Below are 12,828 nucleotides of genomic sequence, written 5' to 3' on the forward strand. Positions count from 1 at the left end.
AAAGTCCGATCCTTAACTCTTGACCCTTGATATTCATCCTTGATAGGATGCAGTTCGGTAGGTTGCAAGTGTGATACTCTAAAAAGTAAGGGAGAACACAACGCCAAATTTTAGAAGTGGCTTATGTCCCAAATACGAGATTGTGTTTTAGCCTGGTTGGAAGTCAGAAATGCGAAAATATGCTATTTTCTGCGTACCTGTTAATCAAAAATTGAGGTAGTATCTCAGGAGCGGTCAGTTCATGGACTATATAGAAAAGGTGCTGGAAAAGCTTAAGGAATTAGCGCGTAGGCTAATTGAGAGCCTGTTAGGGCCAGATGCTGAACCGGAACCGGAACTGATTCCGATTCCTGTGAATGATCGCTCGCGTCGTCGCCACTAGCCCCAAAGTGCTGAACTCGACTTTACAACCCTTAAGCATTCTGGCACTGCATGGGCCAAACTTAAATTTGCTAGGACAGCGAGAACCAGAAATTTATGGTTCGTTGACACTAGCTGAAATTAACCGCCTGTTAGAAGAAGAAGGATTCAAGTTCCAGGCGAAAGTTTTTCCTGTGCAGTCAAATCATGAAGGAATTTTGGTAGATACTATTCATGGCGCATTAGGACAATATCAGGGAATTTTGATTAATGCAGGGGCATATACTCACACAAGTGTGGCATTACGAGATGCGATCGCTGCTGTTAACTTGCCCACAGTAGAAGTACATCTGAGTAATATCTACCGCCGGGAAGAATTTCGCCATTATTCGTACATCGCCCCAGTAGCGATCGGGCAAATAAGTGGTTTTGGCGGACAAAGTTACTTGTTGGGCTTACAAGCACTAGTGAATCATTTAAGAAGCATATAAGCATAAAAAAGGAATTGATTTTAGAGTTTAGATTTTGGATCAAATTCTTCAATCCAAAATCCAAGTTGCGCTGAAGCGCACCAAAGGTGCGACCCAAAATCCAAAATTGTATGCGCTATTCTCCTATAAGTCGGTTTAAAGGTACTTTACTTGGAGCATTCCTGGGGGAAAGTTTAGTTTCTGGTGGCGAAATACAGTTTCAGAGTTACCCAGATTTGGGTGGAATGGCGGTTTTGGGTATCCAGAGTTTGATTGCGTTGGGTAAATTAGATTTAGACGATTGGATAAGGCGTCAACAACAAGAATCTTTTTATTTAGCAGCAACTGATGACATATCGATAAAAATAATTATTGCCACACTACCAGTAGCACTTTTTTTTCACGAAAATCCAATTAAGCTCCGACAAAACTTGCTGCATGTGCTAAAAATCTGGGAGGATGACCCAGTAGTACGGGATGGAACACTAGCAGTAGGATATGCGATTTCTCTTGCCTTAACTGAAAAACTCGACCCTCTAACCTTTATCCCGCAAATAATTTCTTTCATCGGAGAAACACCGACATCAATACCAAAAAAATTATTAAGAGTCCAAAATTTATTAGAGCAAGGGGCTGGATTGTCAAGGGCGCAAGCTGAGTTTGCTAGAGAAGAAAAACTCAGTAACACTATTGCTATGGCATTTTACTGCTTTTTGAGTACCTTGGAAGACTTTCGCCTTGCAGTTTTGCAGGCAACTCACAATCACAATTCTAAAGTGCAAGATGCTACACCTCTAAGCTCACAGGGTACAGGTGCAATTACTGGTGCTTTATCAGGAGCATATAACGGTACAGGTGGAATTCCCGTAAATTGGCAAGTCTTGCTCTTGCAGAGGAATTCTCCAGCATGGGGACTAACTAGTTTTTCCCAAATGTTAAAATTAACTGATGCATTTGTGGCGGTGTGGTCAGGAGTGTATGATCTTGCCCTAAATCCAAGGGAGTTAACAGAGGAGGGATGTGAGGTAGCTTTGCTTTCAGTTTACGCAGCTCCTCGCGTTATTCGGTCACGTTAATCCTATTTTTACCAGAACAACGGTGCGGGTGTCAAACGTTGAAGACTACACAGTCTAGCTAAAAACTAAAAAACTTACTAGTACAGCTTGGCAAAAATTTAGCTACCATCTCAAACAAGACAAGTTGCTCTGAACAATTGGTTAAAGGTAAGTAAGTGGGTAAGAATAAATCAAACTATGTTACGCAATGTAAAATTAATTAAATTAGCTCTTAGTAAGGGCTGAAGCCCTTAAAATAAGGCTGGAGCTGCTTACTACAAACCTTTAATTATTCACGCCCACTTACTTAGGTAAACTTCTGCCACAATGTACCAGTCTTATATATTAGAATTTTTCCGCTAACCCTTGGACTGACTGATTCTGTAAGTAGCTATTGTGGTAAATTGGTAACAAAAAAACTCCCGCCACCGTAGTTGCAGCAGTCGCAGATCAAACTTCCCTGATGATTGTCTTTTTTTGAGCTATCAAAGTTGGCAATTGCAGGCAGAGATAATAAAAATGCAGCAATTTTTGCAGTTCTTGACCCAGCAATTGACTCACTGGCGGCGACAGTACAAAGCTCTACGCCGTAAGGGAAAGTTAATCAGAAGTCCCAAAGGTAAAAGCCATAGAAGGGAACTTCTAAGGACTATGCTCAAGAATGTATTCCTGTTTTTCTCAAAAACCAATGAGAAAAGCGCTCGCCGAAAACAAGAAAGAGCGCTTAAGTCAAAGGCAAAATTGGTCAAAACTAAGAGTAGTATTTATGTAGTTGGTTTAGACTGGCTACATGAACAGCGTTCCTCGGTAATTTTGGCGATCGCTGTAGTTTCTCTCATCGGTGTTCTTGGGCATAAATTATACAACCAGACGCAACTCCAGGTAGGAAATCCCGCGCCCCAAACGATTACAGCGCCCTACACAGCTAGCATCGAAGATCAGAAAAAAACAGAAGCCAAGCGCCAAGCCGTCAGTAATAGCTCCTTACAAATGTTGATGGTTGATGCGCGAATCAACGAACAAATCAACGAAAATTTGCAACAATTTCTGGATAATGGCAATGAAATTCGCGCCCTTGCTGGAGCTTTTCCTTTTTTTGATCCGCTAGTTTTGTCCATCTCTACCCAGCGTTACCTTCGCTCTTGTCCTGACTTGGAATGGCAAGCACTGCTATTAGCTATAGAAAATAGTAAAAATCAGCAGAAGAAAGGAACAGGACGAACCGCCGCTTCATCCCGTCGATCATCTATAGCTGCACCTAATCAACACCAGCCACGTATAACACCAGCCAAATCTGATTCCCAGAGTCCACAGGTAACGCCACAGAAGCCAGAGCCAGTTGATTTGTTTCAAAACACTGACTTTACTCAAGCAATAGCAGAACTAGAATCTTACCGCCTGACAACTTCTGAGAAAAACTTGTCCTTACTGATTGCCCAAATTTCTCAAGCACGCCAAAGATATACCCAAGCCATTGCCAAACTTTTAAAGTTGGAGACTGGTAGCCCAGAAGCAGTATACGAGGAATCTCTCCTTTTGAATTTGTCAGAGGTGGAATGGGAAAAAACCCAAACGGGAATCCATCAGAGTACACAGCGGATTCTCACCCAAGGCATCCCACAGGGACTGCCAAAAAATATCTTACAAGATGCGGTGAGTTTACAATTACAGACCTTTGTACCAGAATCTGCTGAACCTTTGGCAAAGAACCTGTTGTTAACTGTACTTAAGCCGAATCTGCAAAAAGATGAAGAACAAACCAGACAAAACGCTCAAAAGGCTGCTGCTGGTGTGCTACCCGTGATCGTGAAAATACGGCATGGTGAGGTGATTGTTAAAAAAGGAGAGCAGATTACTGCATGGAACTTTGAGGTGCTGGAGCATTATCACCTGATTCGCCGGCAGGTAAAATGGCAGGGGTTGGTGAAGTTAGGAGGCGTTATTGCGATCGCCATTGGCATTTTTGTCTGGGTAGAACGGCATATCAATTACGAATTGCGGCAACGCGATCGCCTATTGGTGTTATTGCTGACTCTAAGTGTGCCAGGAGTGATTGCAATGGAATTGCCTTATACCACTTGGAGTGCCCTTGGTTTATTGTTGGGAAGCTTCTATGGCCCGACTTTGGGGTTGATAGTTGTCGGACTGCTGTTGCCGATATTAGCAATTAGTTTGGATATGAGCAAGGCTGCGCTTTTAGCTGGTGCAGGGGGAGGAATATTAGGTAGTTACATCGCACAACGATTGCGATCGCGTGAAGAATTGGCATTATTAGGTGTTGCGATCGCTTTAACTCAGGGCGGCATTTATCTGGTTGTTAAAGTCTTAATTGGTCAAGCATTTGGTTCAACCTGGTATATCGTCCTCCGAGAAGCGGCATTATTTGCTTTATCCGGCTTAGGCTGGAGTATTGTAGCCTTAGGCTTGAGTCCTTATTTAGAAAAACTTTTTGATTTAGTCACTCCAATCCGTTTAGCAGAACTGGCAAATCCTAACCGCCCCTTATTAAAACGACTCGCTACTGAAACTCCCGGAACTTTTCAACATACCCTGTTTGTGGCTACCCTTGCCGAAGCTGCTGCTAAAGAACTAGGATGCAACGTTGAATTAGTCAGGGCTGGCACACTATACCACGATATTGGCAAAATGCACGACCCTCTTGGCTTTATTGAAAATCAAATGGGGGGGCCAAATAAACACGATACAGAGATTAAAGACCCTTGGAAGAGTGCAGAAATTATTAAAAAGCACGTAACTGAAGGGTTGGTGATGGCACGTAAACACCTTTTACCCACAGCGATTCAAGCTTTTATTCCAGAGCATCAGGGAACGATGCTGATTGCCTATTTTCATCACCAAGCCCAGCAAATGGCTCAGTCAGATCCAAGTTTAACAGTAGACGACGCAGATTTTCGCTACGATGGTCCAATTCCCCAATCACGGGAAACAGGAATTGTGATGTTAGCAGATTCTTGCGAAGCAGCGTTGCGATCGCTGCAAGCATCGGCGTCAGCAAAGCATGTGGCAGAGAAGCGATCGCTCAAAGATGTCTCCACTGAACAAGCTTTAACAATGCTCAACAACATTCTTCATGCCAAATGGCAAGACAATCAACTCGTAGATTCAGGACTAAAACGGGAAGAGATGTCACAAATTGCTCAGATATTTGTGGATGTTTGGCAGCAATTTCACCACAAACGGATTGCTTATCCTAAGTTGAAGGCTAGTAGCGCTGTGCGGAATTCGTAATATTGAATTAGCGTTTGCTCCTAATGCTCAAATTATTGCCACTCACAATATTAAAGATTTCCAAAATGCAGAATTTTTCTTTCCTAACTTATCAGCGCCTTCAAGCCTTTGAGCTTCAATCGTAATGCTTCAAGCGTATTTCCTTAGGGACTGACAAATAAAAAAATACTCAACTATTTCTGGTGGGGTGGGCGACACGAGCGCCCATAGCCAAGGGCGGACTTTTCGGTCTACCTCACTAGATTGGATAATTTATTTGTTGTCAGTCCCTTAATCAATCCATATTGCTGTGAAGCGATCGCATACTGGCATTAAAACTCCACAGAAATTGTGCCCTGTAAGGTAAATGGTGCTTGGGGGAAGATAAGAGGCCAATTGGTTTCGTAATATCTGACATTTGTCAGCAATACTGTCACTGTCTGTGCTGATAAAGTCATATCTACCGCCTGCAAGCAACTTGAGATAATAGTATTTCTTAAAACAAAGCTGATTATTTGAGAATTAGTTTATGTAACTCTGTTTAGGAGAGTAATCTTTGTGCTTGCGTTTGCGATACCACCACATCACAAAGCCAGTAATAAATAGAATTAACGGAGCCAGACCAACGAAGACGTAAAGAATGCGGGTGTGTAAGCCGCCGAAGGTGCCGAAGTGCAGTGGTTGGAAGGAATTAAGAATCTTGTCGCCTAACGATGCCTTTGACGAAATCTCAACTCGTAAAACCTGACCGCTATATTGATCCAGATAGACATTGCTGTTGCCGTATTCTTCCCGCTCTTGGGGTAGCTTCATCCGCAATCGCAAAGGAGCTTTGGGGTCTTTTGTTAAGTCAATGCTCCGTAATCCTCCATCAGGTAGGGCAAGGTGAGCCGTTTTCATCTGCTGGCTAAGTGGTAAAGGAGATTGACCTGCTAACGGCACAGAAACAAGCTCAGGCAGCGATGGACTGAAGGTGATGGCACGAACTAGAGGGTCAACATAGCCCAAATTCCAGGCAAATCCAGTGAAAAAGGTAAATAGTAAAAATATGGCAGCAGTAATACCAAATACCTTGTGTAGATCAAAGTTAAGCCGCTTGGGGTGGGCAGACCACTTAATTTTGAAGCCTGTCATCAGCTTGCGCCAACCGGGCCACAAGATAATTCCGGCGATTGCAACAATGGATATCCCCAAACCCACAACACCGACAATCTGTGAACCCAGATCGCCCAATTTCAATGAGGTGTGGAGTTGATAAACAATCTGGATAAAGCGCTGTACGGCGTTGGGATGCAGACTGTCGCCCAGAATTACCCCTGTGTAGGGGTTGACGTAGACTTCTACCCAATCGTTGCCCGGAACTGAGATGACGACATCAAATAAATCATCCGGTTTAGAAGGGAAATAAACCCTTTGCAATGCCATTTGAGGCTGGTTGGCATAGGCAGCTTTGACAAAATCTAGGATAACTTCCAACGATAAGCGATCGCCTTGGGGAATAATAGCGCCAAACTGTTGATACAATTGAAATTCATAGATTTCGCGCTGGAAGACGATCAGGCTGCCAGTTAAGCCAACTAAGATGGCAATAGGTGCGATCGCAAAACCCAGGATGCGATGCAGAGTAAATACAATGTTACGTAGTTTTTTATAACTCAAGATAGATGCTCCTTTGCACAAGCTCAGGCTTGATGAATCAGTAGAATACCCCTTGTCCCTTTTCAAGTATTCTTGTATAAAATCTACACTTATCAGAGGATTAGGGCGAGGTCAAAAGGTCACTGAAATTGTGCCCTGTACGGTAAATGGTGCTTGGGGGAAGGTGAGGTAGTCGTTTGATTCGTAATATTTGACGTTGAAGATGTTCTTAAAGTTGAGTCCAACTTGCCAATTATCCCGTTTGTAAGCGATTAAGGCATCGGTTGTGACATAAGACGGTAGAGTAAACGGATCATCGATGTTGGCAGTGCGATCGCCTTTAAAAAACAACCCTGCACCTAACTGTAATCCTTGCAAGTTACCTTTTTGAAATCCATAAGTTGTCCAGAAACTCGCGCCTTGATATGGTGCATTTGTCAGATGGCGACCTTCGGGAAGTCCGGCATAACCTCTGCTAACATAGGCATCATTAATAAAACTAGAGGCAATGATTTTCCAACCCGGTAAAATTTCCCCGGCTACATCCAGTTCAATTCCTCGACTTTTCACTTCTCCAATTGCAATTGAGAATTGGTCGTTGTTAGGGTCTATAGTAGGGATATTTGTTTTAGTAATGTCATAGGCTGCAAGGTTTACTGAAAGTCGCTTGTCTAAAAGTTCAGCTCTGATGCCGACTTCGTACTGTGTACCGCGCGAAGGCTCTATTTGTATCCGGCCTGCTTTTAGAGTCCCTAAGTTGGATATAAAAGAGCGATTGTAGCTGGCGTACAGCGAAATCGGTTCGATTGGTTGATAAACGATGCCCACACGCGGTGAAAAGGCTTTAGAGTTAGCACTAGAGTTTTGCGGTTCGTCAGGGTTACTGAAATCTTCACTGCTTGTGTCAAAAGAGTCATATCTCCCGCCTAGAACCAACTTCAGATTGGGCAATAATGTCACCTGGTCTTGCAGATAAATTCCTATGCCGTTATTTTTAGTGGTATAAGGGCCGCTATAGATGCGCTCAGGCAAGGGAACGTTATAGTTTGGCTCAAAAATATCTATCAAAGGGAAATCATCAATACCATAAGCGTTATTGGTATCAGAGGTGCTATGGCTCCAGTCCAGACCTAACAGCAGTTGATGGGCGATCGCACCCGTGTTGAATTTACCAATTAAGTTGGTTTGCAGAGCATAACTTTGTGTATAATTCGGACCATCACCATACTGCTGTCGCGGCAACGTTTGACCATCCTCTAAAAGAGGATTGCCAATTTGGGTAACTTTTTCACCATTTTCATCAAATTGTGCGGAAAATCTGCTTCTCAGCCGCCAATTTTCACCAAACTGCTGATTGAGTGTTAGCGCGAGGCGATGGCTTTCAGTATTGGAAAAATCATCGGGTTAAGCTAAATTCCGATTTCTAGGCAACGTTAAATAGATTGCTTCTGGACTAAAGCCTCGGTCAAACCCTTGTTTAGAATTCAGATATTCATAGGCGAAGTTTAGGGTTGTGGCATCACTAATTCTGTAGCTAAGAACCGGAGAAATATATAATATATCGTTTTCAATGTAATCCCGATAGCTGCCAGAATTTTCATAGGAAACATTCAAACGATACAATAACTTTTTATCGGTCGTTAGTGGTCCAGACAGGTCGATTGCAGGATTATAGTAATCGTAGCTGCCAGCCGTGAAACTAGCAGAATAATAGGGGGTGTCTAAAGGTTTTTTCGTCACATAATTTACTAGACCACCCGGATCTCCTTCTCCAAACAGTACTGAAGCTGGGCCTTTGAGCACTTCCACCTGTTCAATGTTGGCACCATTGACAGGAAGTAAACCAGTAAACCCATCTACTAACTGACCGCCACCGAAACCGCGAATTCTGACTTCACCGAAAAGATTGCCATAGCCTCCTCCGATCTGAGTACCAGATACATTGCGAACCGCATCCACAATCCGCGTGATTCCCTGATCCTTGATTACCTGTTGAGGAACCACCTGAATCGACTGAGGAATATCACGTAAAGGTGTATCAGTTAAAGTTGCAGTACTCGCTTCTGGCACAGTGTATCCATCTTGTTCACCCGTCACCACCAGTTCAATCGGTTCATCACCCTGTGTTGATGGAAGACTTGGCTGTATCTGAGTTTCTGGCTGAGTTGATTGCGTTTGAGGTTGCTGCTGTGGCTGTGTGGAGGGTACAGCACTCGCCACAGAGAAGATAATACCCTCATCTGGACTGTCAAACAACTCAACAGTTGGTACACCTACTTCCCCCGTTACACTCACCCGGATAGTATTGGCATCAAAGTTTGTTACCGTTATTTCGCTAACACCTGCGATTGGTTTAGTAGAGCGAAATATAAAAGCCTCACCGTTGGGTAAACGCAGTTGGGCATTGGGAATGTCAGCAATAAAGTCATTGCCAGAAGAACGATTCACTACTTGCAATTGTTGCCCAATGGAAGTCTGTAAAATCACCTCCACACCCGAAGATGTGGGGTTTGCCTTGACTGAAGTCACTTGTATAACTTCACCCCCTTGATTTTGGGCTGGTAAAGGGGGGTTCTGCTGTTCTATCTGAGCAAACCATTCTTTGACTGTTGTTGCGGAACGGTCTAGTTCTTGTACACTTTGAATTTCAGTTACTTGCTTTGCTTGAGTTGGTTGTATGACTACAGCAACAAAAAAACAGGAAATAAACAGCGATGTCCACGACGGGCTACGCTTACACAACAGTTTCATCATTCCACACACCCAATCAGATTTCTCAAAACAGAGTTGATACTTGAGAATTATTTTATATAACCCTGTTTATGAGAATACGAAATTTAGGTAAGCGCAAATATCGGAATCAGGATTTTTTTTTATCGGAATCGGGATATCCTTTTTGCTACAAGCCTTTTGGCTGACGATATTCTCTAGGAGTCATGCCAAATTGCCGCTTAAACAGATAGCTAAAATGACTCGTACTTTCGTATCCCACTTGATAAGCAATTTGTGTGATCAGCAAATTAGTGCCTCGGAGTAGCTGTTTTGCCTGCTCTAGCCGCAGGGATTGCACATATCCCAATACCGTAGTCCCAAACACTTCTCGAAATCCGCGTTTGAGCTTAAAGTCATTGAGTCCGATTTCTTTGGCTAAATTTAGTAGAGAAGGTGGATGTGGCAACCTTTGATTTAAAATAGCTTTGGCGTGATGCAAACGTTCAATTTCATCAGCACGGAAATAAAGCGATCGCTGCAATAAGTGATGATTTTCCCCCCATTGTGCAATCTGAAGTGTCAGTAGTTCTAGCACTTTTGCTTCTAAATACATTTGTCTAAGTTTTTCTCGAAACGGACACTGCAATATTTGTTTGAGTACTAACCACATTGCAGGTGTGGTTGCTTCTAACGGCTGATGGAAGTGCTCTTTTATGGGATTTTCTCTCAACTGCTCAAGCAAAGTAGGCAACTGTTCAAAGCTTCCCTGGAAACTGTCAAGTAAATCAGGATACCAATAAATACTGATACATTGAGTGCATTTGTTTGCATTAAAATGTTCAAACTCCCGAACATCAGGTAAGCAAAATAAGTAGTTATAACCTGCAACTTCTTCATAATCGTCACTGACTCCGGGCACATTTGGTGTAACAGTTCTGACACCACTAGACAGAAAAAACTTAGATGTCAGCAAAGATGAGTCATCGTGTTTTTGCTCAAAAATTACTGGTTGAGAATACTCATTGTTATGAATTCCTAGCTCAAGATTATGGCGAAGCCCAGTCAAGCGAAAGCTGTATTTACCAAACCAAGTAGACAATTGTTCTTTTCCTTCATAATCATTAAACAACTGCACATCTTGGCAAAATTCCCCAAAGTCTTCTGTCCCAGTTAGACGAATGGTCATGGTAATACTCTCAACTACTTATTGAGAAATAGTATCTATTAGTAGGGAGAGTAATGTCTACAGCAAGCCCTACGGGTGACGCTCCTGCGTCGCTCTAAGCGAACGCAAACAGCGTCTGGTTGGCGCCATTTGTGAGAGTTTAAAATGAAATCAATTTTGTCAATTAGTAATAATGCTGAAGTTTTGCTAAAAATGTGAGTAATAAATTAATTCTTGTACTGAATTTGGAGGCAAGAATAAATGATGCTTTTATGTAAATGCCCTCTGGGCGGCTTGTGGAAGACATCGCGCTCCACTATGTTAGATTCAAGCTACAACTCCTGCGGATGAGGAATCAGGCAATGGCGGCTTCTGTGGAACATGGCTTAAATAATAGCGCTTCCATCCCTCCTTTAGAAAGTGGCGATCGCTTAACCCGCCACGAATTCGAGCGTCGTTATACAGCAATGCCCAATAAAAAAGCAGAATTAATCGAAGGAGTCGTCTACGTGGCATCACCCCTGCATTTTAGAAGTCATGGTTTACCTCATGGAAACTTAATTGTCTGGTTAGGAAATTACAAAGTTTCCACTCTAGGTGTAGAGCTAGGCGACAATGCTACCGTGCGCTTGGATTTGGACAATGAACCACAACCTGATGTTTTGCTGTTGATAGATAAACCAACTAGGGGACAGGCACAAATCAGTGAAAATGATTACGTAGAAGGCGCACCGGAATTAGTAGCAGAAGTAGCTGGCAGTAGTGCATCTATTGATTTATACGACAAAAAACGCGCCTACCGTCGCAACGGAGTACAGGAATACATCGTCTGGCAAACTTTGGAAAATAAACTCGACTGGTTCTGCTTACAAAATGGTGAGTATTTACCACTCGTAGCAGATAAAGATGATGTGATTAAGAGTCGGATATTTCCAGGTTTGTGGTTAGCTGTCACCTCACTAGTTACAGGAAACATGACGCAAGTTTTAGCAGTCTTGCAACAAGGGTTGAGTTCAAAAGAACACGTTGAGTTTGTGCAGCATTTATCACAACAGTCTAAGATTTGAATTATTAATAAATATAGCAATTCTATTTTATTTGTGAGAATTGAAAGCGACAGACAGATCCCCAATATCTCAAAGATGTCGGGGATCTTGTTTCTAGCGATCGCCTGTTGACTACTAAAATTTCTTTATAACTCCCAGGAAATCGACCCCACCACCGTCAACAGATCACCTGGGAAAACACGTAGCCTGTGGGAAGTCTCAAAATAGTCAACGTCAAACAGACTCCTAACATTGACTGCGGCTCAAAAACCTCCGTGATTGTAGAATATAGCAGCATCTGTGCGTAAATAACTTGGGACAGTAAACGTGTTGTTTAAGTCTCCCTGGCGATCGCCAATGTAAAATAACCCCAAGCTCAAACTCCAACCCCTTCGTCCCCTTACTTCCCTAACTGCCTACCACAGGCACTAAAACTCCCACGAAATTGTGCCCAACACAGTCAACGGCGCACCGGGATAGATGATATCTCTTCCCTGGCTGGTTTCGTAATATTTCTCATCAAAAAGATTCTTGATATTGAGCGCAAATTTCCAGTTGTTGCGTTTGTAATAAAGTGCTGCATCCGTGCGGAAGTAGCTGGGCAACACAAAACTGTTATCCAAATCGCCTTGTCTATCGCCCACATAATACAGTCTTAATCCAAATCCTAAACCTTGTAAACTCCCACGTTAGATTTCATAGGTTGTCCACAGACTAACAGTATTCTTAGCAACGCTGTCCAACAAATTACCAACTGCATATTGATTGTCTTTGGTGATTTGGGCATTGGTATAAGCGTTCATGTCTAACCGCGCAATTTGGGTATAGAAGTAATGCACGAGCGCAATGCTTACAACTTTTTCCTGGATTTGGTTGCTGGTGAGACAGTACCTGTGGCAACGATGTCTACGACGGGCTACGCCTACGCGCCTGTAATTCATGCTCTCTGTCTAGAGGGCGCTTTTTTGACGAAACTATAGTTATACAAATATTTTCACAGATAAAATATTAAAAAAATATCTGGTGTATTTGGGTACAATTACTAAATTGCTACTCATTTATATTAGTAAATACATTGGTATAAATAAGAATAATTATCAAAAATATGAGTAGTGAGTAAACTAACTACTGAGTGTTCCCCCTGGAGCTGACAT

The 12,828-nt window shown here is 42.7% G+C and carries 10 protein-coding genes and 2 pseudogenes; 6 read left to right on the forward strand and 6 right to left on the reverse strand.

Annotated features, from left to right (window positions below; genetic code table 11):
- Positions 1-241: 241 nt before the first annotated feature.
- The 4 genes from V7K48_RS32405 to V7K48_RS32420 all read left to right on the forward strand — a co-directional run bounded on the left by V7K48_RS32405 (position 242) and on the right by V7K48_RS32420 (position 5,134).
- Positions 242-382 carry a hypothetical protein gene (locus tag V7K48_RS32405; protein ID WP_292760363.1) on the forward strand — a complete coding sequence of 47 codons (141 nt, stop codon included), beginning with the start codon at positions 242-244 and terminating at the stop codon, positions 380-382.
- Positions 357-851 (forward strand): type II 3-dehydroquinate dehydratase, encoded by a 495-nt coding sequence (gene aroQ / locus V7K48_RS32410; protein WP_335079058.1) that lies wholly within the window; start codon positions 357-359, stop codon positions 849-851. The genes V7K48_RS32405 and aroQ overlap by 26 nt, the downstream gene beginning before the upstream one ends.
- A 110-nt stretch (positions 852-961) precedes the next feature.
- Positions 962-1,906 carry an ADP-ribosylglycohydrolase family protein gene (locus tag V7K48_RS32415; RefSeq protein WP_335079060.1) on the forward strand — a complete coding sequence of 315 codons (945 nt, stop codon included), beginning with the start codon at positions 962-964 and terminating at the stop codon, positions 1,904-1,906.
- A 492-nt stretch (positions 1,907-2,398) separates the two neighbouring features.
- Positions 2,399-5,134 (forward strand): HD family phosphohydrolase, encoded by a 2,736-nt coding sequence (locus tag V7K48_RS32420; RefSeq protein WP_335079194.1) that lies wholly within the window; start codon positions 2,399-2,401, stop codon positions 5,132-5,134.
- Positions 5,135-5,445: 311 nt separating this feature from the next.
- Here V7K48_RS32420 and V7K48_RS32425 read toward each other — a convergent pair whose 3' ends face one another.
- The 5 genes and pseudogenes from V7K48_RS32425 to V7K48_RS32445 form a co-directional block, all read right to left on the reverse strand.
- Entirely contained in the window at positions 5,446-5,571 is a 126-nt protein-coding gene (locus V7K48_RS32425) for a hypothetical protein (protein ID WP_335079062.1), read from the reverse strand.
- Between the two features lie 64 nt (positions 5,572-5,635).
- Positions 5,636-6,772: a PepSY-associated TM helix domain-containing protein gene (locus V7K48_RS32430; RefSeq protein ID WP_335079064.1), complete on the reverse strand. Its 1,137-nt coding sequence runs from the start codon at positions 6,770-6,772 to the stop codon at positions 5,636-5,638.
- Positions 6,773-6,883: 111 nt separating this feature from the next.
- Positions 6,884-8,137: pseudogene (locus V7K48_RS32435) on the reverse strand (TonB-dependent siderophore receptor); the annotation flags it as partial.
- A gap of 18 nt (positions 8,138-8,155) precedes the next feature.
- Positions 8,156-9,505 (reverse strand): TonB-dependent receptor plug domain-containing protein, encoded by a 1,350-nt coding sequence (locus V7K48_RS32440; RefSeq protein ID WP_335079066.1) that lies wholly within the window; start codon positions 9,503-9,505, stop codon positions 8,156-8,158.
- Positions 9,506-9,650: 145 nt separating this feature from the next.
- Positions 9,651-10,649 carry a helix-turn-helix transcriptional regulator gene (locus V7K48_RS32445; protein WP_335079068.1) on the reverse strand — a complete coding sequence of 333 codons (999 nt, stop codon included), beginning with the start codon at positions 10,647-10,649 and terminating at the stop codon, positions 9,651-9,653.
- A gap of 341 nt (positions 10,650-10,990) precedes the next feature.
- Here V7K48_RS32445 and V7K48_RS32450 point away from each other — a divergent pair, with 341 nt between their 5' ends.
- Complete coding sequence (locus V7K48_RS32450) at positions 10,991-11,695, forward strand: Uma2 family endonuclease (protein WP_335079196.1); 705 nt, start codon at positions 10,991-10,993, stop codon at positions 11,693-11,695.
- A 407-nt stretch (positions 11,696-12,102) separates the two neighbouring features.
- On the opposite strand, the pseudogene V7K48_RS32455 reads toward V7K48_RS32450, so the two are convergent.
- Positions 12,103-12,333 (reverse strand): annotated as a pseudogene (locus tag V7K48_RS32455) (TonB-dependent receptor domain-containing protein); the annotation flags it as partial.
- A gap of 174 nt (positions 12,334-12,507) precedes the next feature.
- On the opposite strand from V7K48_RS32455, the gene V7K48_RS32460 reads away from it, so the two are divergent.
- A complete protein-coding gene (locus V7K48_RS32460) occupies positions 12,508-12,654 on the forward strand; it encodes a hypothetical protein (protein WP_335079070.1) in 147 nt (48 codons plus the stop codon).
- Positions 12,655-12,828 lie beyond the last annotated feature (174 nt).

The organism is Nostoc sp., assembly GCF_036919615.1.
GTDB lineage: Bacteria > Cyanobacteriota > Cyanobacteriia > Cyanobacteriales > Nostocaceae > Nostoc.